The 20,341-nt window shown below is 70.1% G+C and carries 20 protein-coding genes; 7 read left to right on the top strand and 13 right to left on the bottom strand.

All coding sequences use genetic code 11. From position 1 onward, the window contains the following. Positions 1-172: 172 nt before the first annotated feature. The 6 genes from ABD658_RS12055 to ABD658_RS12030 form a co-directional block, all read right to left on the bottom strand. Complete coding sequence (locus ABD658_RS12055; protein WP_070160977.1) at positions 173-325, bottom strand: zinc transporter permease; 153 nt, start codon at positions 323-325, stop codon at positions 173-175. Between the two features lie 18 nt (positions 326-343). Further along, positions 344-652, bottom strand: coding sequence for an ArsR/SmtB family transcription factor (locus ABD658_RS12050; protein ID WP_344680590.1), 309 nt, complete (start codon positions 650-652; stop codon positions 344-346). 82 nt (positions 653-734) lie between these two features. Further along, positions 735-3,659: an FAD-binding and (Fe-S)-binding domain-containing protein gene (locus ABD658_RS12045; protein ID WP_344680592.1), complete on the bottom strand. Its 2,925-nt coding sequence runs from the start codon at positions 3,657-3,659 to the stop codon at positions 735-737. 64 nt (positions 3,660-3,723) lie between these two features. Next, a complete protein-coding gene (locus tag ABD658_RS12040; RefSeq protein ID WP_344680594.1) occupies positions 3,724-4,230 on the bottom strand; it encodes a DUF3830 family protein in 507 nt (168 codons plus the stop codon). Between the two features lie 41 nt (positions 4,231-4,271). Next, positions 4,272-5,705: an amidase gene (locus ABD658_RS12035; RefSeq protein WP_344680596.1), complete on the bottom strand. Its 1,434-nt coding sequence runs from the start codon at positions 5,703-5,705 to the stop codon at positions 4,272-4,274. A 60-nt stretch (positions 5,706-5,765) separates the two neighbouring features. Continuing rightward, positions 5,766-6,758, bottom strand: coding sequence for a D-2-hydroxyacid dehydrogenase (locus ABD658_RS12030; protein WP_344680598.1), 993 nt, complete (start codon positions 6,756-6,758; stop codon positions 5,766-5,768). A gap of 244 nt (positions 6,759-7,002) precedes the next feature. Between ABD658_RS12030 and ABD658_RS12025 the strand changes: the two genes are divergently transcribed. The 3 genes from ABD658_RS12025 (at position 7,003) to ABD658_RS12015 (ending at position 9,709) form a co-directional block, all read left to right on the top strand. After that, entirely contained in the window at positions 7,003-7,953 is a 951-nt protein-coding gene (locus tag ABD658_RS12025) for a maleate cis-trans isomerase family protein (protein WP_344680600.1), read from the top strand. After that, on the top strand, positions 7,950-8,825 hold the full coding sequence (locus ABD658_RS12020; RefSeq protein WP_344680602.1) for a maleate cis-trans isomerase family protein: 876 nt from the start codon (positions 7,950-7,952) through the stop codon (positions 8,823-8,825). The genes ABD658_RS12025 and ABD658_RS12020 overlap by 4 nt, the downstream gene beginning before the upstream one ends. 149 nt (positions 8,826-8,974) lie before the next feature. Continuing rightward, positions 8,975-9,709, top strand: a complete 735-nt coding sequence (locus ABD658_RS12015; protein ID WP_344680604.1) for a GntR family transcriptional regulator — start codon at positions 8,975-8,977, stop codon at positions 9,707-9,709. A gap of 3 nt (positions 9,710-9,712) precedes the next feature. Here the strand turns inward: ABD658_RS12015 and ABD658_RS12010 are convergent, their stop codons facing one another. Both ABD658_RS12010 and ABD658_RS12005 read right to left on the bottom strand, forming a co-directional pair. Then, positions 9,713-10,624, bottom strand: coding sequence for an ABC transporter permease (locus ABD658_RS12010; protein WP_344680606.1), 912 nt, complete (start codon positions 10,622-10,624; stop codon positions 9,713-9,715). Further along, positions 10,621-11,589: an ATP-binding cassette domain-containing protein gene (locus ABD658_RS12005; RefSeq protein ID WP_344680608.1), complete on the bottom strand. Its 969-nt coding sequence runs from the start codon at positions 11,587-11,589 to the stop codon at positions 10,621-10,623. Before ABD658_RS12005 ends, ABD658_RS12010 begins: the two co-directional genes overlap by 4 nt. Before the next feature lie 88 nt (positions 11,590-11,677). Between ABD658_RS12005 and ABD658_RS12000 the strand changes: the two genes are divergently transcribed. Beyond that, positions 11,678-12,445: a TetR/AcrR family transcriptional regulator gene (locus ABD658_RS12000; protein WP_311025430.1), complete on the top strand. Its 768-nt coding sequence runs from the start codon at positions 11,678-11,680 to the stop codon at positions 12,443-12,445. A 40-nt stretch (positions 12,446-12,485) separates the two neighbouring features. On the opposite strand, the gene ABD658_RS11995 is transcribed toward ABD658_RS12000, so the two are convergent. After that, a complete protein-coding gene (locus tag ABD658_RS11995) occupies positions 12,486-13,004 on the bottom strand; it encodes a ferritin (protein ID WP_085437709.1) in 519 nt (172 codons plus the stop codon). Between the two features lie 231 nt (positions 13,005-13,235). On the opposite strand from ABD658_RS11995, the gene ABD658_RS11990 reads away from it, so the two are divergent. Then, the gene (locus ABD658_RS11990; RefSeq protein WP_311025431.1) at positions 13,236-14,240 is read left to right on the top strand and encodes an aldo/keto reductase family protein; all 1,005 of its coding nucleotides are present in this window, start codon (positions 13,236-13,238) and stop codon (positions 14,238-14,240) included. Between the two features lie 265 nt (positions 14,241-14,505). Next, positions 14,506-15,825 carry a prolipoprotein diacylglyceryl transferase gene (locus tag ABD658_RS11985; RefSeq protein WP_344680615.1) on the top strand — a complete coding sequence of 440 codons (1,320 nt, stop codon included), beginning with the start codon at positions 14,506-14,508 and terminating at the stop codon, positions 15,823-15,825. 44 nt (positions 15,826-15,869) lie between these two features. Here ABD658_RS11985 and ABD658_RS11980 read toward each other — a convergent pair whose 3' ends face one another. From ABD658_RS11980 to ABD658_RS11965, 4 genes are all read right to left on the bottom strand, one after another. Further along, on the bottom strand, positions 15,870-16,325 hold the full coding sequence (locus tag ABD658_RS11980) for a DoxX family protein (RefSeq protein ID WP_311025433.1): 456 nt from the start codon (positions 16,323-16,325) through the stop codon (positions 15,870-15,872). 38 nt (positions 16,326-16,363) lie between these two features. Next, on the bottom strand, positions 16,364-16,918 hold the full coding sequence (locus ABD658_RS11975) for an acyl-CoA thioesterase (protein WP_070160960.1): 555 nt from the start codon (positions 16,916-16,918) through the stop codon (positions 16,364-16,366). 29 nt (positions 16,919-16,947) lie between these two features. Further along, entirely contained in the window at positions 16,948-17,820 is an 873-nt protein-coding gene (locus ABD658_RS11970) for a winged helix-turn-helix transcriptional regulator (protein WP_344680618.1), read from the bottom strand. Between the two features lie 241 nt (positions 17,821-18,061). Next, on the bottom strand, positions 18,062-18,574 hold the full coding sequence (locus tag ABD658_RS11965) for a DUF456 domain-containing protein (protein WP_070160956.1): 513 nt from the start codon (positions 18,572-18,574) through the stop codon (positions 18,062-18,064). Between the two features lie 321 nt (positions 18,575-18,895). On the opposite strand from ABD658_RS11965, the gene ald reads away from it, so the two are divergent. Next, positions 18,896-20,008, top strand: a complete 1,113-nt coding sequence (gene ald, locus ABD658_RS11960) for an alanine dehydrogenase (RefSeq protein WP_344680621.1) — start codon at positions 18,896-18,898, stop codon at positions 20,006-20,008. The last annotated feature ends 333 nt before the right edge of the window (positions 20,009-20,341 follow it).

Below are 20,341 nucleotides of genomic sequence, written 5' to 3'. Positions count from 1 at the left end.
TCCGGCGACGATCTCTCACAGAGAGACGATGCGTGCACGGGCGGGGCGGCCAGGGCTTCACGGGGTGGTCAGGACTTCACAGGGCGGGCAGCACGAAGCCCGGACCGCAGGAGCGATCCGGGCTTCGCAGATGACCCAGCGTACTGGGCCTGTGGATTCAGTGTCTGCCGTGTCAGTGCTCGTCGTAGTGGTCACCATGCTCGGCGTGCCGGTGACCGTCGTGGACGTAGTCCACGTGGTCCTCGTGCTGGACCGCCTCGTGCCCGCAGCCCTCGCCGTGCTGGTGCTCGTCAACTGTGTGCTCTGCTGTCTTGTGGTCGCTCATCGCTGGCCCTTCCGGCCGTCAGTCGGCCGATTTCGTAGTGTCTGACTCCTGGGCGTGCGCGACGGCGTCGTCGACGATGTGAGACACGTGCTCGTCTGCCAGCTGGTAGCTCACACTCTGCCCTCGGCGATCGGGGGTCACCAGCCCTGCCTCCTTCAAGGAGCGCAGGTGCTGCGAGACCAGCGGCTGGGACAGTCCGGTCGCAGCGACCAGCTCCCCCACCGTCAGGGGCGCCTCGCCGAGCAGCCGCAGCAGCCGCAGCCTCGACTCATTGCCGAGCACCTTGAACAGCTGGGCAGCCTCCGAGAGGCCCTGATCGTCACGCACATCTCCACCTCACCAGAAATATCAAGACATTGCAATATATTTATTGAGAGGCGATCTCATCACGCCGCACGAGATGCCAGCCTCACTCGGCCCCCCGGGCCAACAGCTCGGCCAGATGGATGGCCTCGACGTCGGCGAGGTCGTCGAGCTGGATGCGGCAGGACATGCCGTCGGCCAGGACGACGGTCTCCCCGCCGGAGGCGCCGTCGTCGGGGAACGCGTCGCGGACCGCAGGCAGCAGATGCGTCTCGGCCACCGCCACGCTGACCTCGTAGTGGCCGGCCTCCACGCCGAAGTTGCCGGCCAGGCCGCAGCAGCCGGGCACCGCAGTCACCTGGGCGCCGGCCTGCTCCAGCAGCGCCTGGTCCGCCCGCCACCCGATGACGGCGCGCTGGTGGCAGTGCGGCTGCGCCACGACCCGCACGCCGCTGAGGTCCGGCAGCTGGATCCGGCCCTCGTCCACGAGCCGATGCACCAGCTCCGCGAAGGTCAGCACCCCGTCCGCCACGGTCCGGGCCTCGGGCCGATGGGAGAGCTGCACCAGGTCGCTGCGCAGTGTGGCCGTGCAGGAAGGCTCCAGTCCGATCACCGGCACGCCGGACTCCACCGGGTCCAGCAGCGCATCCACGGCCTCGTCCACCAACCGACGGGCCTGGTCCAGCTGGCCGGTGGTGATCCACGGCAGCCCGCAGCAGCCCTTGCGCTGCAGCACCCGCACCTCCAGGCCCTGGGACCGCAGGAACTCCAGGGCCGCGAGGCCGGACTGCGGGAAGAAATGGTCCGTGAAGGAGTCCGCCCACACCCAGACGTCCGGGGCGGAGCGAGATCCGCCTCCCCGCTCCCGCCGAGCGGCGGCCCGGCGCAGCGTCTGACGCGCGAAGGCCGGGACGTCCCGACGCCGGTCGATGCCGGCGGTCCACTTCGCCACGGCCGCCAACGGCGGGACCTTCATCATCGCGTTGACCAGCGGCGCCATCGGCGAGGCCAGCCGCGCCCAGAACGGCATCCGCCCCAGGATGTAGTGGGACCGAGGACGCACACGCCGACGGCGCCCGGTGCCGTCGGGCCGAGCCTTCTCGCCGACGTCGTAGGTCTGGTACAGCGCCTCGGACTTGTAGGCGGCCATATCCACCCCGGCCGGGCAGTCCGAGGCGCATCCCTTGCAGGACAGGCACAGATCGAGGGCCTCATGCACGGCCGGGTCCGCCAGCCCGTGCACCAGACTGCCGTCCAGGGCCTCTTGGAGGATGCGGCCTCGCCCGCGGGTGGAGTCCTTCTCCTCCTTGGTGGCCAGATAGGAGGGGCACATGACCGACGGCGTCGTCGGAGCCACGCACTTGCCCACCCCGGAGCAGCGGTGGACGGCCGCGCCGAGATCGCCGGCGTCGTGGGTGTGCCGCATCCCCGGCCAGGGAAGCTCTCGGGTCGTCTGGGTGGGCCGCAGGTCCTCGGTGTGCGAGGCCGGGTCGGTGATGATGCCCGGGTTGAGCAGGTTCTCCGGGTCGCAGATCCGCTTGGCCCGGGCGAAGAGGTCCAGGGAGGTCTGGTCGTACATGTACGGCAGCAGCTCGGAGCGCACCCGGCCGTCACCGTGCTCCCCGGAGAGCGAGCCGCCGTAGGCGGCCAGGCGCTCGGCGCAGGTGCGCATGAACTCAGCGAACCCCCCAGTGCTGCCGGGGTCGCCGTGGGCGAAGGGGAAGTCGATCCGGCAGTGGATGCAGCCGTCCCCGAAGTGCCCATAGGGGTAGCCCTGCAGGCCGAAGTCGACCATGAGCTCCTCGAACTCGCGCATCCAGGCGCCCAGGTGCTCAGGCGGGACGGCGGCGTCCTCCCAGCCCGAATGGGCCGGGGTGTCCAGGCTGATCCCGGCCAGCCCGGCGCCGTCCTCGCGGATGCGCCACAGGGCGGCAGCCTGGGCGGCGTCGTCGATCAGTGTGGAGTCCACACAGCCGGAGGCGGTCCGGACGGCGGCGACGACGTCGTCGGCGTCCTCCCCAGCGGCCTCCACGAACAGCCAGCTCTGCCCTTCGGGCAGGGGCGGCACCTGCTTGCCCGCCCCGCGGACGAGCGCCACCAACCGAGAGTCCATCCCTTCACAGGCGATGAGCCGCCCCGGAGCCGCGGCCAACAGCTGCGGCACGGCGTCGGCGGCCTCGGCCACCGAGTGGTAGCCCAGCACGATGAGCAGCCTGCGCGGATGGTCGGCCACCAGGTTCACGGTGGCCTCCAGGACGGTGCCCAACGTGCCCTCCGTGCCGACCAGGAAGCGGTCGAGGCGTCCCCGGTTCTCCGGGAGCAGATGTTCCAGCGAGTACCCGCTGACCTGCCGGTCGAAACGGCCGAAGTGCGTGCGCACATGACCCAGGTCCGTCTCCACCAGACGCAGCAGCTGCTCGGCGGTGGAGCCTGACGATGCGACGCCGGCGCCGAAGGTGCCGACCTCTCCGTTGCCGAACAGCACGGTGGCGGCCTCGACGTTGTCCGCGGTGCGTCCGTAGCCCAGCGCCCGGGAGCCGCAGGCGTTGTTGCCGATCATCCCGCCGATCGTGCACCGGGTGTGGGTGGAGGGGTCAGGGCCGAAGCGCAGCCCGTGGCCCGCCGCGGCCCGCTGCAGCCGCGAGTGGACCACTCCGGGCTCCACCCGAGCGGTGCACGCCTCGGGGTCGATCCCCAGGATGCGGTCCAGGTCCCGGGTGTCGACGACGACCCCGGGGCCCACCGCGTTGCCGGCGATGGAGGTGCCTGCCCCCCGAAGGGTCACCGGCACCCCGGTGGCCCGGGACACCTCATGGACGGCGTGGAGCTCGTCGACGTGCTGGGGACGGGCCACCACCTGGGGCACCACCCGGTACAGGCTGGCATCGGAGGAATACATGCCGCGGGCCAGGGCGGAGTCGTCGACCCGGCTGACCCCGGCACGACGCAGCTCGGCGGCGATCTCGGCGCCGGCGGCCGTGTCACCCGCCCTGGCTGCGGCGCGGGCGTCGGATGGAACAGTCGAGGTCACGTCGTCGTCTCCTTTCGCCGCCTGGGTCCGAACCTACCGGACTGCGGGCCGCTCGGCGGCGGGATCAGTCCTCCCCGGCACGGGCGAAGGCCAGGAACTCCCCGCGGGCGCCGTCCATCCAGATCGACTGACAGGCCTCGGCCATCACGTCCAGCCCGTCCACGACGGTGGCGAACACGTTGCCCGGCACCCACCCCTGGTCCCCGTTGATGAGCAGGTTGTTCCGCCCGTAGAACAGGGCGAGATCGATGAGCTCCGCGCGATCCCGCACTCCGGCGGAGGCCTCGTAGCCGTAGCCGGGATTGCCGAGGTCGTCAGAGTCGAAGTGGAACCAGCACACGTCACCGGGGATGGGAGTGACGGTGGTGTTCTCCTTGCCCGGGTCCTGCGCGGAGAAGACCGGCAGCAGGGCATAGATCTCATTGCGGGCGTACTTGCCGTGATAGACCTGCCCGTCCAGCGGGAGCGCGTCCCACACCGCCGCACAGGTCCGGGGCGCGACGTCGTCGAGCAGGCGGGCCGTGCAGCTCACGCCCCGGGTGGTCAGAGTCAGGCTGATGTAGCGGGCCATAGTGCTCCTCGCCTCCTTCCGCGGCTTGCGCCGTCCTCGTCTCAGGCTCCCAGGACTGCGGGCTCCACCGGACGGACGAACCGCTCCCCGGAGGCCTTCTCGTAGGCCCGGGCGGCACGCAGCACCAGACGGTCCTGGGTGCGGGCCCCCACGATCTGCAGCCCCACCGGCAGGCCGTCAGCGGCCACTCCGCAGGGCACCGACGCCGCCGGCTGCTGGGTCATGTTGAACGGATAGGTGTAGGGGGTCCAGGAGGTCCACAGATCAGAGGGCCACCCGTCAGGCGCCTGACGGGTCTTGTCGAAGGCCGTGATCGGCATCGTCGGGGTGACCAGCAGGTCATAGCGCTCGTGGAAGGTCCCCATGCGCACGCCCAGATCCATCCGGGTCGCCGTGGCGCCCAGATAGTCCAGGGCACTGGCGTCGCCGTACCGTTCGATGCCGGCCCGCAGGCCCGGGTCCACATGGTCCACCGCATCGGGCCCGAAGGCCTCCAGGACCTTCGCGGCCCCGGTGAACCAGAGGATGTGGAAGTCCTCCACCGGGTCCTCGAAGCCGGGATCGACCTCGTCGACCACCGCGCCGACGGCCTCGAGCACCCCGACGGCCTCGGTGACCAGCCGTTCCACCTCTGGGTCGTTCTCCCCGAATCCGAGGGTTCGGGAGTAGGCGATGCGCAGCCCGGCGACCCCGTCCTCGAGCCCGTCCAGGTATGAGCCGGTGGGGCTCGGCAGGGCCGCCCAGTCGCGGGCGTCGAAGCCGGCGATGATGTCCATCAGCAGCGCGGCATCGGTGACGGTGCGGGTCATGGGTCCGGCATGGGCCAGCGTCCCGAAGGGCGAGGCCGGGTACATCGGCACCTGCCCATAGGTGCCCTTCAGCGCGACCGTCCCCGTGAACGAGGCCGGGATGCGCACCGACCCGCCGGCGTCGGTGCCCACCGCCCAGGGGGCCATGCCGGCGCCGACGGCCGCCGAGGCGCCCCCGGAGGAGCCTCCGGCCGTAGTGCTCGGGTCCCAGGGGTTGCCGGTGGCGCCGCAGCGGATGCTGTCCGTCGTGCCCTTCCAGGCGAACTCCGGAGTGGTCGTCTTGCCCACCAGCACGGCGCCGGCCTCCCGCAGCCGCGCCACACAGGGGGCGTCCACGTCCCACGGGCCGTCCTCCCCGATGAGCGTGGAGCCCTTGAACGTCGGCCACCCGCGGGTGAGGAACATGTCCTTGATGGAGGTCGGCACGCCATCGCCGGGCCCGAGCGTCTCGCCGGTCTGCCAGCGGCGCGCGGAGGTCTCTGCGGACGCCCGGGCGGACTCGGGGTCCACGAGCACGAAGGCGTTGAGGACGTCGTCGTGCCGCGCGATCTGCTCCAGCACCGCCTCGGTGGCGTCCACCGGGGTGAACTCCCCGGCCCGGTAGCCTGCGATGAGCTCGGCGGCGGTGAGCTCCGCGAGGCTGCGCGTGGTCCGAGTCTCCGTCATGGTGACCTCCTGTGTGCCGGTGGTGGGCGACGTCGTCCCCCGGGCGGACCCGGGGCGGCGTCAGGACTGCGGGCGGGGCACGTACCCCTTGTGCTTGTCGACGACGTTGTGCAGCTCCTCGCCGTCGAGCCAGCGGCGCGCGTTGTCCAGGAACTGCTCGGCGAGCGCGTCGCGCCAGCCGATGACGTCACCGGACATGTGGGCGGAGATCAGCACATCCTTCCGGTCCCACAGCGGAGAGTCCTCCGGCAGCGGCTCCTGCGCGAAGACGTCGAGCGTGGCGAAGCCCAGAGGCCCGGCCTCCAGAGCGTCCACCAGGGCCGCCTCGTCCAGGGTTTCCCCCCGGCCGATGTTGATCAGGTGCGCCCCGTCGGCGACGGCGCCGAGGACCTCCGCGTCCAGCAGGCCGGTGGTCTGCGGGGTCAGCGGTGCGGCGTTGACGATGATGTCGGCCGTGCCGATGTGCGCGACGAGGTCGTCGCTGGCGATCACCGTGCCGAAGTCGGGGTCCTGCTCGCGCGCCGTGCGTCCTGCGGCGAAGACCTCGACGTCGACGGCACGCAGCAGGGCGGCGATCTCCCGGCCGATGGCCCCGGTGCCGATGACCAGGGCGGTGAGCCCTCCGACGCGCTGGGTCTCGCGATGCTCCCAGGTCCTGTTCTGCTGGCGCCGCAGACTGCCCGGCATGTCCTTGGCCCGGGCCAGCACCGCGCCGAGCACATATTCGGCGATGGGCCGGTCGAAGATGCCCTGAGCATTGGTGACGACGACGTCCGAGTCCGCCAGCTCGTCGAACATGAGCTTGTCCACGCCGGCCGCGGCCACGTGGATCCACTCCAGGGAGTCCGCGGCGTGCCAGGCGTCGGAGACGGCGCGGGAGAAGAAGTCCCACAGGAAGAGCGCGTCGGCCCCGGGCAGCGCGTCGGCGAGTTCGCCGGCGGTCGTGGTGCGGATCTCCGCCCGATCCTCCAGCTCGTCCAGCCCTGGGGGCACGGCGTGCGGGACGTCGTCGTCGGGGCACAGGACGGTGATGATCGGCAGGGACTCCGCCATCCGTCACCTCGCTTCCTCCAGCGGCGTGCTGAGCGACGTCCGCGGATCCGTGATCCGGCAGCTTCGCCCAGATGGTCGCGCGGCCCCTCGGGAAGCCGTCTGACGTGGACCTCCGGATGGCCGCAGGGGACTCTCCCCGGGGTCTTCCCGGGGCGGGGCCCGTGCCGCTATGCTAGGGAGACCTCACGAAGATTGTCAACAATCTTGCAGGAGCTGATCGCACCGTCTCAGATTGGAGCGGCCCATGGCGCTCACCCCCTTCTCCGGACGCGGCCGGACGACTCTCACCGATCACCCCGAGCCTCCGCTGGAATCCGCCGCAGTGCCCACGGATCTCAGCCCGGACCTCCCCCTGGACCGCTCCCCCGGACGCACGCCGGGCCTCATCCCCGACCTCGTGCACCAGGGCCACCCGCAGCCCGACGACGCCGGGCCGGGTCGGCAGGTCCCGGCGATCGGCGTCGTCGTCCCCTATGACATGGCCCTGGACCGCGAGCTGCGGGGCTTCACCCGCGACGAGCACGGCGCCGAACAGCTGGACCTGCTGTTCACCCGCACCCGGCATGAGCCCCTGGCCGTCACGGTCACGCAGGCTCGTGCGATCTCCCGCCCGAAGGCGATCGCCGAATGCGTCCGGGCGGTCTCCGCCGTGGTCCCCTCCGGCTATGTCTACGCCTGCACCTCCGGCAGCTTCGTGCGGGGGATCTCCGGTGAGCGTGCCCTGCTGCGCGCCATGGCCTCCGCGGGCGGAGCGCCCAGCTTCACCACGTCAGGCGCCCTGCTGGCCGCAGTGCACGCCCTGGGGGCAGGCACCATCGCCGCCGCCACCCCGTATGACGACGCCATCACCGCCCAGTTCGCCGCATTCTTCGCCGAAGCCGGGATCCACCTCATGAGCAGCTCCAACCTGGGCCTGAACGGCCGGATCTGGGAGGTGCCCGCGGAACGGACCTACGAGCTGGTGCGGCAGGCGGACTCGGATCAGGCCGACGCCGTGGTGGTCTCCTGCACGAATCTGCCCACGGCGGCGGTGCTGGACCAGCTGGAACAGGATCTGGGGAAGCCGGTGATCTCGGCGAACCAGGCCACCGTCTGGGCCGTGCTGCAGCACTTCGGACTGCCATATCGCGGCCCGGGCCGGGCCCTGGCCTCGCTGGAACCCGTCCACCCCACCCTCATGAAGGAGGCGCCATGAGCGACCACCTGCTGGAGACCCACGCGATCACGGACGTCCAGGAGATCGTCGACACCCGGCAGCAGATGCCGATCCCGGGCCGGCCGGAGACTCCGACGGTGGGGATCCTGTATCCGGGCCATGCCGCCGAGGACGACTATCCGGCCTTCGAAGAGGCCTGCGGCGGCGCGGTCCGACTCCCGCTGACCCACACCACGATCGGGGTGGACGAGCACACCACGCAGGCGCTGCTGGACACCGGCTCTCCGGACCGGCTCGCCGAGGGTGCGCAGCGCCTGCTGGCCGAACATCCTGCGGAGGCCCTCATGTGGGCCTGCACCTCGGGCAGCTTCGTCTACGGCTTCGACGGCGCCCACGACCAGGCCCGCAGCCTGGAGCAGATCGCCGGGGTGCCGACGTCGTCGACCTCGCTGGCCTACCTCCACGCCCTGCAGTCCCTGGATGTCCGTCGGGTCGCCGTGGCGGCCTCCTACCCTGCCGACCTGGCCGAGCACTTCCAGGAGTTCCTGGGCCGGTCCGGCGTCGACGTCGTCGCCTTCGCCTCCCACGGCATCTTCACCGCCGCCGAGGTGGGCCTGATGGGACGGAACGATGTGATCTCGATGATCCGTGCCGTGGACGTGCCGCAGGCCGAGGCGATGCTGGTGCCGGACACCGCCATGCACTCGCTGCAGTGGATCCCCGCGCTGGAGGAGGCGCTCGGCAAGCCGGTGCTGACCGCCAATCAGGTCACCGTCTGGGAAGGCCTGCAGCTCACCGGACGACCGATGCCGACCCTGCCTCAGCTGGGAACCCTGGGAACGCCGGGACCCCTGGAGGACCCGGCCAGTCTCGGCAGGCAAGACGCCGTCAGAGGCAGGCCGGAGGACTGAGGGCCGCGCCCTCTCGCCGCGGGCCGGGAGGTGAGGACGCGATACCATCATTGTCGACAATCTGCGGATCCTGTGATCCACCTCTCAGCATCCTCTGCACGTCAGCCCACCCCCACACACCACCCGCCACTCATCCGCTGGAGTCTCCGATGTCCACCACCGCAGCCCGATCCGCCGACCGGCTCACCGGCGCGACCTCCTCCGGTCGGTTCACCCCCGTGAACAAAGAGTCCACGGCGTCGCTGATCACCCGGCAGCTGCGCGAGGGCATCATGGACGGCTCCCTGCCCGCCGGCAGCCAGCTCTCCGAGGCGCGCCTCTCTGCGGCCTTCGGGGTCAGCCGCGGCCCCCTGCGTGAGGCCATGCAGCGCCTCGTGCAGGAGGGCCTGCTGCGCGCGGAGCCGAATCGCGGACTCTTCGTCAAGGAGCTCGACGCCGAGGAGATCCGCGATCTCTACGTGGCGCGCACCGCCGTGGAATCGGCGGCGGCGCTGAAGATCGTGCGTGACGCCGCCATGGAGACGACGCCCCGCGCCGTCGCCCTGCTGCGCGAGACCTGCACCGCGATGCGTCGGGCGGCGACCGCCGGGGACCTCAGCGCCCTCTCGGATGCGGACTTCGACTTCCATGAGGAGCTGGTCACCGCCTCCGGCAGCGCTCGGCTGCGCCGGATGCACGAGACGCTCATGGTGGAGACCCGGATGTGCCTCACCGCCCTGGAGGGGACCTACTACGATCCCGAGGACCAGGTGGACGAGCACCGCCGCATCGCCGACGCGATCGCCGACGGCGACGAGGCCGCCGTCCTCGGCGCGATCGACGATCACATGCATCAGGCCCTCGAGCGCCTCATCCGCGGCGGCGAGGCCGACACACGAGGCTGAGCCTCAGCGGCTGAGGTTCTTGAACTGACGGACCGCCAGCGGCAGGAAGATCAGCATGATCACCGCCGGCCACATCACGGCACCGGCCACGGCATGGCCGTCGATCCAGTAGGCGGGCTCCAGATGCTGCATCCCCGGGGTCTCGAAGAGCTCACGGATGGCCGCCGCCGTCGAGGACACCGGGTTCCAGGCCGCGATGGCGCCCAGCCAGCCGGGCATCATCTCCGGCGGGGCGAACACCGAGGAGATGAACCCCAGAGGGAAGGCCACGGCGAACAGCATGCCTGCAGTCTCCGTGTTCCGGATGCACAGCCCCAGGTAGATGCCGACGAAGATCAGTGCGAGGCGCAGCCACAGCAGCAGCGCGAACGCCAGCAGCGTGGCCCCGAGGCTGCCGCCGGCGCGCCACCCGATCAGCAGGGCGACCCCGACGATGACGGCCAGGTCGATCGCCGCGCGGATGACGTCGGACACCGCCCGCCCGGTGACGGGTGCCGAAGAGGCCATGGGCATGGACCGGAAGCGGTCCATGAACCCCTTCTCCTTGTTGTGGGTCACCGCGTAGGCGGTGTCCATGAAGCCGAAGGCCATGGTCATGGCGAACATCCCGGGCATGGCGAAGTCCACATACCCCTCCCCCGCCCCCTGCCCGGTCACGTCCATGGCGGAGCCGAAGACGTAGACGAACATCAGCACCATCACCACCGGGAAGCCGATCTGCCAGGCGAAGGTGCTGGGCTGACGCACCAGGTGGGTGAACTCCTGCAGGACGATCGTCCAGCAGTCACGGGCCGCCCAGAGCAGCCCGGCGCCGGGCTGGGCCGTCGGGGCCGCCACGGAGCCGAGGGTGCGGCCGCCAGCGCGTCCGTCAGTGCGTGCGTTGCGCCGGCCGTCGTGGTGAGTCGTCGTCGTCATCGGGTCTCCTCCTGTGCGGCACCCGTTCGGGAGGTCAGGTGCAGGAATGCCTCATCCAGCGTGGGGCGGCGCAGACCGATGTCGGCGACCTCGATGCCCTGGGCTCTGATCTCCACCGCCACGGTGGTCAGGGCGGCCACGCCGTCGGGCACCGGGACGCTGAGCGTCGCGGCGTCCTCGTCCAGGGCGGGGCCTGCGCCGGTCGCCTGCCGGACGAGCTCCGCCAGCCCGGCCAGGTCGGCGGGATCGACCGCGACGACGTCGAGCCGCTCGTCCCCGATCCGACGCTTGAGCCCGGCCGGCGTGTCCTCGATGATGTTCCGTCCGTGGTCGATCAGGCTGATCCGGTCGCACAGCTTGTCCGCTTCGTCCAGATAGTGCGTGGTCAGCAGAACGGTGGTCCCCTGGGAGGTGAGGTTCCGCACCGCCTCCCACACCTCCCGGCGCCCGGCGGGGTCGAGGCCCGTGGTGGGTTCGTCGAGGAACATCACCTGCGGCGCCAGGATCATCGACGCCGCGAGGTCCAGCCGCCGCCGCATCCCGCCGGAGAACTTCTTGGGAGAGCGACCGGCGGCCTCGGTGAGCCCGAAGATCTCCAGCAGCTCGTCCGCCCGCCGGCGCGCGTCAGCCTTGCTGAGCCGGAACAGTCGGCCGAACATCGTCAGGTTCTGCCGGGCGGTCATCAGGTCGTCCACCGCGGTCTGCTGTCCGGTCAGACCGATGCTGCGGCGCACCTCGCGTGGCTGAGCGACGACGTCATGCCCGGCCACCCGGGCCTCGCCGCCGTCGGGATCCGTCAGGGTGGCCAGCACGCGGACCGTGGTCGTCTTGCCCGCCCCGTTGGGGCCGAGCAGCCCGTGCACCGTCCCACGGGGCACAGCCAGGTCGACGCCGTCGAGCGCCACCTTGTCCTTGTATCGCTTCGTGAGACCCACGGTCTCCACGGCGAGCTCCTGTGCCGTCATCCCACGCCACCCCTTCTTCGTACACTGAACGCAACAAATGTAGCGTACGCCGTGCGCAGTGATCAAGGGCGGTTAGGCTGAGGCCACCATGAATGCTGAGAATCCTGTCCGGAAGAGCCTGCAGCTGCTCTGGTACGGCCTGCCGGATCCCAAGAAGGGCCCGAAGCCGACGCTGACGCTGGAGCAGATCGTCCGCACCGCGATCGACCTGGCCGACTCCGAGGGCCTCGACGCTCTGTCCATGCGGAAGCTGGCCCAGCGGCTCGACGTCGGCACCATGTCCCTCTACCGATACGTCCCCTCCAAGACTGAGCTGCTGAACCTCATGCTGGACGCGGTCAGTGGACCCACGCATCTGCGCCGCACCACCTTCGATGCCGGGTGGCGCGTCGGACTGGAGGGGGTCGGCCACGGCGGACGGCAGCAGTACCTGGCGCACCCGTGGCTGCTGCAGGTCAACTGGACACGGCCCGTGCTGGGACCCAACAGCGTAGCCGACATGGAGCTGATCATGACGGGCCTGAAGGACCTGCCGCTCTCCGACCGGGAGAAGATGCACGTGGTGGTCGCTTTGGACTCCTACGTCACCGGCGCGGTGCGGCAGGAGATCCTCTCCCAGCGCGCCGCCGCGGAGAGCGGCATGACCGATGAGGAGTTCTGGGAGGCCCAGGCACCGTTCCTCTACGAGATCTTCGACACCGGCCGCTACCCCACGATGGCCTCCCTCTCGGAGGACACCTTCGCGGGCACCTGGGAGGAGAGCTTCGACTTCGGCCTGAGGCTGCTGCTCGACGGCATCGAACAGCAGCTCGCCCGGCGCGCGGAGTCGCCCGACACAGCGGACACGCCGTTCTGAACCGGCGGCCCGCCCGCCTGCGTCATCGGAGCCGGACTGGCTACTCCGCGGCCTCCGTGCCGCCGGACTGACGGGCGCCCAGCTGCTCGTCCAGCTTCAGCAGACCCGGGCCGTCGTCTCCGATCAGCCGGATCTTGCCGATCAGCTCGGAGACGGTGGCCTCCTCCTCGAGCTGCTCGTCGATGAAGGAGTTGAGCAGCGGCAGGGCGTCGATGTCACCCTCCTGCTGCGCCAGCCGGTACAGGTTCCGGATCGACTCCGAGACCTTCTGCTCATGCGCGAGCGAGGCCTCGAAGGCCTCCTGCACCGTGCCCGCGGTCGCCGCGACGGCAGGCACCGCCTGGATGCGCGGGTGGGCGTCCCGGTCGGTCATGTGATCGATGAAGCGATTCGCATGCACGACCTCCTCATCGGCCTGCGCCCGGAACCAGGACGCCATACCGGGCAGGTCAAGCATGTCCATCTCGATGGCGAGCTGGCGGTAGACCAGCGAAGCCTCCAGCTCCAGAGTGACCTGATCGTTGAAGGCCGCCTCAAGCGCGCCGGTGAGCTGTGCCATGGTGAGAACACTCCTCGTCTCGAATCTCTGGCGGCCGCCGGGTGCCGAGGCCGCCTCTGATGCCACTGTAGCCACCGGGAGCCGCGCTGACCACGCAGGAGAGGCAGGCCTCACCTGGGACGATCGGCCCGACGTCGCCATCGGAGGGCATCGCACCATGCCGGGAAGGACACATGCGCCCGCGCCGCGAACCCCTGGTCAGGGGCTCACCGGCTGACTAGTCTGATCTGCATGGAGTTCAGGTATCTCGGCCACAGCGGCCTCAAGGTCTCATCAGTCACGTACGGCAACTGGATCACCCACGGCTCGCAGGTCGAGAACGACACCGCGACCCAGTGCGTGCACGCCGCCCTCGACGCCGGCATCACCACCTTCGACACTGCGGACGTCTATGCCAACACCGTCGCAGAACAGGTCCTCGGCGACGCGCTGGCCGGCCAGCGCCGCGAATCACTGGAGATCTTCACGAAGGTCTACTTCCCCACAGGCCCCAAGGGACACAACGACACCGGGCTCTCCCGGAAGCACATCATGGAGTCCATCGACGGCTCCCTGAGCCGTCTCGGCACCGACTATGTGGACCTGTACCAGGCTCACCGCTACGACGTCGAGACTCCGCTGGAGGAGACGATGCAGGCGTTCGCCGACATCGTCCGGCAGGGAAAGGCCCTCTACATCGGCGTCAGCGAGTGGACGGCGGAGCAGCTGCGCGCCGGCCACGCCCTGGCCAAGGAGCTGGGCTTCCAGCTGATCTCGAACCAGCCGCAGTACAACATGCTCTGGCGCGTCATCGAGTCTGACGTCGTGCCGACCTCCGAGGAGCTGGGCATCTCCCAGATCGTCTGGTCGCCCATCGCCCAGGGCGTACTCACCGGCAAATACGTACCGGGTCAGCCGCTGCCGGAGGGATCCCGTGCCACCGACGAGCAGGGTGGTGCGCAGTTCATCCAGCGGTATCTGGACGACGAGATCCTGCACGCGGTGCAGAAGCTCAAGCCGATCGCCGACGAGCTCGGCCTCACGCTCGCCCAGCTCTCCATCGCATGGGTCCTGCAGAACCAGAATGTGGCGTCTGCGCTGGTGGGCGCCTCCCGGCCGGAGCAGATCGCCTCGAACGTCGCCGCCGCCGGGGTCACCCTGGACGGCTCGGTCATGGAGGCCATCGACTCGGTCATCGGGCACCTCGCCCAGGACGACCCGGCGCTGACCACCTCCCCGGAGGCTCGCCTGACCTGACGCTCAGCACCTGAGGCTCAGCACCCGGGACGATGCCCGGGAAGATCACGGTGGCCGTGATCTTCCCGGGCATCTCTGCGTCCCAGAGGGCCGCCCTGCCGGGAGCTCCTCCAGAGGGCACGCCTGGCGGGACGACGCCGGAGAGGCATCACCCCAGCTCAGACGCCTCAGGCCGCGGCAGTGACCAAATCGTTATGAAACTGTGGTGATCCTGCGTAGACTGTGGACCCTGACATCCCCATCCCCGGGTGAAAGGTGATCCGGCGTGAGCAACGCAACCGACGTCGGGCGGCATCCCCGCCTGACTGCCGCACTGTGCGGGAGCGCCCTGGCAGGCGTCCTGCTGCTGTGCGGCGCCGGCCCTGCGGCCGCCTCCAGCCAGGAGCCCGAGCCCAGCGAGTCCCAGCACCAGGCCGCCTCCAGTTCCGCCTCCCCCGACGAGGAGGAGACGCAGGACGACGCCGGTTCAGACGATGACTCAGGAACCGGTTCCGACTCTGACTCCGAGGACGCCGACTCCGAGGACGCCGACTCCGAGGAGGCAGGCGACGAGTCCACGGATGACGAGGCCGACGGGGAAGAGGAAGACGACCGGACCCCGGAGACCGAGGATCCCGGGTCTGAGGACCCCGAGTCCGAGGATCCTGAGACCGAGGATCCTAAGCCCGAAGCCCCAGAGTCCGAAGCCCCAGAGTCCGAGGATCCTGACGAGCCGGGCGACGAGTCCACGGTCGAGCCGACCGACCCAGGCACGACGCCGGAGCCGGACCCCACGCCCGAGCCCGAGCCGACTCCGGATCCGGGCGAGACGGACGAGGGGACGCTGTCCCCTGAGCCGAGTCCGGATCCGGAGGGCCTGCAGGCCACCTGCACCTCGGCCACCGGCTACCCCGGAGAGGTCCTGACCTTCGAGGTCAGTGTCAACGCCTCTGACGCCCGCATCACCTCGGTGAGCTCCGGAATCCGCGGAGGAAGCTCCTGGCATGAGGGCATGACGGTCCACTATCTGCTGGAGCGTGAGGTCTCCTCGATCACCCAGGACACCGTCACCGTGCAGGTGGAGACCGAGGACGGACGCACCGCCAGCTGCTCAAGCACGTTCACGCTGTACCCGAACGCCGTGGACGAGACTCCCGAGCAGGAGGACAGCCCGGAGAGTGACACCGACCCGACGCAGGAGGTGGACCGCACCAGCGCGCCCAGCCCTGCCGAAGTGCCCTCGGTCCCCGGGGCGCCGTCGACTCCGGACCCCACTCCGGAGGGCCGGCCGACGGGCCAGGACAGCGCCGACGAGTCCAGCGAGGACGACGGCGTCGAGGACCGCCCGAGCTTCAGCCCGCGTCCCCTGGTCCCCGGCGCGCCCGATCGCGACCTCAGCGACAGCGCCACCACGCAGCCCTCCGCGGAGGAGACGGGTGCTGGCGAAACGGGAGCGGACGACGAGGACGACGGCGACGGACTGGCTTCGACCGGTGCCGCCCCGCATGCCCTCGCCGCCGGAGCACTGGGAGTCGCCGCCCTCGGGGCCGGCTCCCTGGCCGTCTGGACGGCACACCGACGCGGTCAGCTCAGCCGGAGGCACTGAGCACGGACTGGTCCCACTCGTCCCCGGCGGGATCAGCGGCGGGGTCAGCGGCGGCGGATCGCCCGCCAGGCGGGGGCGTCGACGCTGAATGCACCGGGCCCGGTGAAGACCAGGGCGAGCCCTAGGACGGCGTAGAGCACCATGAACTCCACCGGGTTGCCCAGGAGGAGCAGGAACGGCTCATTCCACCCGTGCACGCTGACGAAGACGGTGCCTCCGTCGAGCAGCAGGAACGCCGCCATGCCGGAGAGCAGCGCGAGCACAGCGGCCGCGACCCGCGTCATCAGCCCAAGCGTCAGCAGTGCGCCGCCGATGATCTCTGTGAACACCATGGCAGCCCCGAGATGTTCGGCGAAGGGGACGGCGAGCCCGGCGACATACTCGCTCGAGCCGTCCACACCGAGCCAGGTGGCCTTGCGCAGGCCGCCGACCAGCAGGAGGATGCCCGCCGCGAGGCGGAGCAGGAGAAGACCGAGATCGATGCTGAAGACATTCCGCATGACACCACTCTGACACCTGGTCAGAGCTGATCCGCGGTTCACCACACGTTCGGCGCCGGCTTCCTGCTCGAAGGCAGTGCCGCTGACTCCCGCCACCGGCGTAGCTCCTCGCCGACGTCCAGGTCGGCGGGGGTCTCATGACCGAGGCCGCGGATCTCGTCCAGGATCTGCTCGTTGGTCACCGGTCCGGAGCCGGACAGCAGTCGCGCAGCGATATGGGCGCGGACGTAGATCTCGCCGTCGACGACGACGCGCTGCTCGAAGTAGATGCTCTTCTCATCCATGCCGAGCATGCGCGTGTGGATCTCGAAGCGGGTCAGGAAGGTGACCGACTTGCGGAAGGTGATCTGCTCCGCCTGGACCACCGGCGACCACCCGAGCTCACGCATACGCCGCCATAGACCTGCCCGCGCCATGAGGTCGAAGCGGCCGAGGTCGAACAGCGAGAAGTACTGCCCGTTGTTGATGTGCATGGCGATGTCGATGTCCGTGGGCAGCGCGCGCAGCGTGACCGTGGAGGTCTCCCAGGGCGAGAGCGGCGGGCGGCGACGAGCACGCAGCAGGGTCAGGAGGGTGCGGAAGATCACATGCATGGCATCCAGTCTGCCACAGAACCTACTTATCAGTAATCAGCGGTGCCGGGGTCGCTCGTCCTCGCCGGAGGGCCGTCATCCTGAGCATCCCCTCCAACTTCATCCCGCGCCTCCCCATCGGGCGGGCCGTCGGATGGACCGTCGACGGGTCGTGGGGGATCAGCCGGACGCAGGACGTAGCCCGCACCGCGAACCGTGTGGATCATGCGGGGCATGTCCGCTTCGATCTTCTTCCGCACATACGAGATGTAGAGCTCCACGATGTTCGCCTGGCCGGCGAACTCGTACTCCCACACCTGCTGGAGGATCTCCGTCTTCGGCAGCACCGTGCGGGCGTGACGCATCAGCAGCCGCAGCAGGCGGAACTCGGTGTCGGAGAGGTCGATGTCCTTCTCTCCGCGCCGGACGGTGCGTGCCGCGGTGTCCATCTGCAGGTCTCCCACCACCAGCCGCTCACCTTCGCGACGCTCCGGCAGCCGCCCGGTGAGGAAGTGCAGACGCCGCAGCGACTCCTCGACGTCGATCCGAGACGCCATGTGGTCGTCCACGGGTTCGCACAGCGCCGTCACGGCGGCGAACTCCACATCGGCGTCGAACCACACCAGAGCCGCGGCGTCCTCCATGAGCCGACGCAGCTCGGGCACGGTCTCTTCCACCCCCGGGATCCGTCGGCTGGACCGGGCGTCCACCACGAGAAGCTGTGGCTGCTCCTCTGTGATGAGGTGCCGGGCCGAGTCCGGGGTGGGCGCGTGGAGCACCTTCACGTCCAGGCCTCTGAGTCGCTGCGTCAGCTCGGAGACCGCCGGGGAAGGGCCGGCGAGGATCAGCACCGGAGAGGAGATATGCGGCTCTGGCGCGTCGGCACCCTCGCACACGGGGGCCTCCTCGCGCTCTGCCTCCACAGCGTCCTCCGTCCGGCGATCACTCGGCGTGGACGCCGCGCGCATGTCGGCGGCGCCGCGCACGGCGAGATCCAGCGTGTGTCCAGACAGCTAAGATAGCCCACATCTGTGCCGTCCGACACCCTGAAGGAACCGAACGACGAGCGGAACACCGCCGACATCGTCCCTGGTGAGCGTCGCGTCGGGCGGCGAACGACAGGGGTTTCCGCCATAGTGTCCCTCGCTGTCGGCGCGGCCCTGCTCAGGTGAGCAGGTGGACGAGCGTCCCGATCAGAAAGCTGGACACTGCGAGGCCGGCGAGGCCGAACTCCACCAGGATGCCCAGCCCCATGGCACGCAGCGCGGCAAGGCTGGCCTGCGCGGCGGCCTGCCAGTCACGGTCGCGCCGGATGAACTCGGCGCCGAAGAGTCCCAGTGCGAAGCCGAGGAAGAGACCCAACGGAGGCAGCATGACCATCCCGACGAGGGCCGCCACGACGCCGACGAGGATGGGGCCACGGGGAATCCGTTCACGGTGCAGCGCCCGTCCGGTGAGCACCGTGGAGGCCGCCCAGCCAGCCGTGGCCAGCACCATGCCGATCACCGCAGCCGTCCAGACCGCAGGCCCTCCCAACAGCACCGCCCACGCCAGGAGGGTGACGATGATCAGCAGACTGCCCGGCAGCACCGGGAGCACCACTCCGGCCATGGCGACCAGCAGCAGGACGAAGGCCACCCCGGTGGCGACACCTTCCGCGACGAGTCCTTCGAGCATGACTACAGCCTGCCACACTGCGCCGCCGCACCGACCACACTGACGCGTGCGCGACGTGGCCGGAGCCCTCTCCCCCGGAATGACGCGGATCCAGGGACCATGTCGACAGGTGACGCCGGCACTTGGCAGGACCTCACGCCGGGCCATAACCTTGTGAAGCCCGGGGCCACCTCCCCCAGGCCGGCGGACTGCGGCACCAGCGCCCGGATCAGCCGACGACGACGTCGTCCGGTCCACTCCCGCGCCGCACCTCAGCCCGACTCCGCCGCCCAGACCACCAGCGACCGCAGCCTCACAAGGGAGGCGGAGCAAGGAGACCAGATGATCATCGGAGTCCCGACCGAAGTCAAGAACAACGAGTTCCGCGTGGCGCTGACGCCTGCCGGCGCCGTCGACCTCACCCGCCGCGGGCACACCGTGCTGATCCAGGCTGGGGCCGGGGAAGGCTCAGGGTTCTCCGACGAGGACTACCGCGGTGCCGGCGCCGAGCTGGTGCCCGACGTCGACGACGTCTGGGGTCGGGCCGAGCTGGTGCTGAAGGTCAAGGAGCCGCAGCCCGAGGAGTTCCCCCGCATGCGTCAGGGTCAGGTGCTGTTCACGTATCTGCACCTGGCCGCGGAGCCGGCGTGCGCCGCCGCCCTGAAGGAGCGCGGCGTCACCGCCATCGCGTATGAGACCGTCACCGGCCCCACCGGCCTGCCGCTGCTGGCACCGATGAGCGAGGTGGCCGGGCGCCTCTCGGCACAGGTGGGCGCCTACCACCTGATGCATTCCCAGGGCGGCTCCGGGCTGCTGATAGGTGGCGTGCCCGGCGCACGCCCGGCGAAGGTCGTCGTCATCGGCGGCGGAAAGGCCGGCGAGCAGGCGGCCATCACGGCTCATGGCATGGGCGCGGACGTGACGGTCATCGACCTGAACCTGGACCGCCTGCGCGAGCTCTCTGCCATGTCCGGCCGCGGGCTGACCACTCTGGCCTCGAACACCCTGACCATCGCGGAGGAGGTCGCCGCGGCGGACCTGGTGATCGGCTCGGTGCTCATTCCGGGTGCCTCCGCCCCCAAGCTCGTGACCAAGGACATGGTCTCCCAGATGCGGCCCGGCTCGGTCCTGGTGGACATCGCCATCGACCAGGGCGGCTGCTTCGAGGGCTCCCGCCCCACCACGCACGCCGATCCGACGTTCCCCGTCGGCGAGCAGATCTACTACTGCGTGGCGAACATGCCCGGCGCTGTGCCCCACACCTCCACCGCCGCCCTGACCAACGCCACCCTGCCGTATGTCTTCCGCCTGGCGGACAAGGGCTGGAAGCAGGCGCTGGCCGATGATCCGCACCTGGCGGCCGGCCTGAACGTCCACGACGGACGGCTCACCCACGCTCCAGTGGCCCACGCCCTGGGCGAGGAGGCGCTCCCGCTGGAGACCGCCCTGGCCTGAATCTCACCTCTGAGGCACCTCGAGCGGGGTCCCGTCGACGTCGGCGCCATTGTCGCCGACAGATCGTCGGGGCCCCGCTCGAGTCGTTCTGCGGCCGAGGCTGGGGTCGGATCTGACCGTGCGTTTTGGCCGTCTGGTCCCGCTCCTCCGGGGATGTGTCAGAGGGCGCCGGAAGACTGAACAGCACCAGGAGGAGCCGGGGAAGGACCCCCGCGACAGGGCAGCCGGGACGGGCTCCCCGCAGGGACGGCAGAGACGGGCACCCCGGCAGAGACGTCAGAGGAGGTGGATAGCGTGGGAGACATGGAGGACCAGGACGGGGTGAACCAGCAC

It is taken from the genome of Nesterenkonia aethiopica, assembly GCF_039534665.1.
GTDB classification, from domain to species: domain Bacteria; phylum Actinomycetota; class Actinomycetes; order Actinomycetales; family Micrococcaceae; genus Nesterenkonia; species Nesterenkonia aethiopica.
Note: the sequence above shows the minus strand (reverse complement) of the source record. Positions and strands in the feature narration are given on the sequence as shown.

Bases quoted from the DNA above. Each gene is read 5' to 3' on its own strand.
- ABD658_RS11995 (WP_085437709.1), bottom strand. From the start codon at position 13,004: ATGGCACAGCTCACCGGCGCGCTTGAGGCGGCCTTCAACGATCAGGTC.
- ABD658_RS11965 (WP_070160956.1), bottom strand. From the start codon at position 18,574: ATGCTCGAAGGACTCGTCGCGGAAGGTGTCGCCACCGGGGTGGCCTTC.
- ABD658_RS12005 (WP_344680608.1), bottom strand. From the start codon at position 11,589: ATGACGGCACAGGAGCTCGCCGTGGAGACCGTGGGTCTCACGAAGCGA.
- ABD658_RS12010 (WP_344680606.1), bottom strand. From the start codon at position 10,624: ATGACGACGACGACTCACCACGACGGCCGGCGCAACGCACGCACTGAC.
- ABD658_RS12040 (WP_344680594.1), bottom strand. From the start codon at position 4,230: ATGGCCCGCTACATCAGCCTGACTCTGACCACCCGGGGCGTGAGCTGC.
- ABD658_RS11975 (WP_070160960.1), bottom strand. From the start codon at position 16,918: ATGCATGTGATCTTCCGCACCCTCCTGACCCTGCTGCGTGCTCGTCGC.
- ABD658_RS12035 (WP_344680596.1), bottom strand. From the start codon at position 5,705: ATGACGGAGACTCGGACCACGCGCAGCCTCGCGGAGCTCACCGCCGCC.
- ABD658_RS12015 (WP_344680604.1), top strand. From the start codon at position 8,975: ATGTCCACCACCGCAGCCCGATCCGCCGACCGGCTCACCGGCGCGACC.
- ABD658_RS12030 (WP_344680598.1), bottom strand. From the start codon at position 6,758: ATGGCGGAGTCCCTGCCGATCATCACCGTCCTGTGCCCCGACGACGAC.
- ABD658_RS12055 (WP_070160977.1), bottom strand. From the start codon at position 325: ATGAGCGACCACAAGACAGCAGAGCACACAGTTGACGAGCACCAGCAC.
- ABD658_RS12020 (WP_344680602.1), top strand. From the start codon at position 7,950: ATGAGCGACCACCTGCTGGAGACCCACGCGATCACGGACGTCCAGGAG.
- ABD658_RS11980 (WP_311025433.1), bottom strand. From the start codon at position 16,325: ATGCGGAATGTCTTCAGCATCGATCTCGGTCTTCTCCTGCTCCGCCTC.
- ald (WP_344680621.1), top strand. From the start codon at position 18,896: ATGATCATCGGAGTCCCGACCGAAGTCAAGAACAACGAGTTCCGCGTG.
- ABD658_RS12025 (WP_344680600.1), top strand. From the start codon at position 7,003: ATGGCGCTCACCCCCTTCTCCGGACGCGGCCGGACGACTCTCACCGAT.
- ABD658_RS11990 (WP_311025431.1), top strand. From the start codon at position 13,236: ATGGAGTTCAGGTATCTCGGCCACAGCGGCCTCAAGGTCTCATCAGTC.
- ABD658_RS12000 (WP_311025430.1), top strand. From the start codon at position 11,678: ATGAATGCTGAGAATCCTGTCCGGAAGAGCCTGCAGCTGCTCTGGTAC.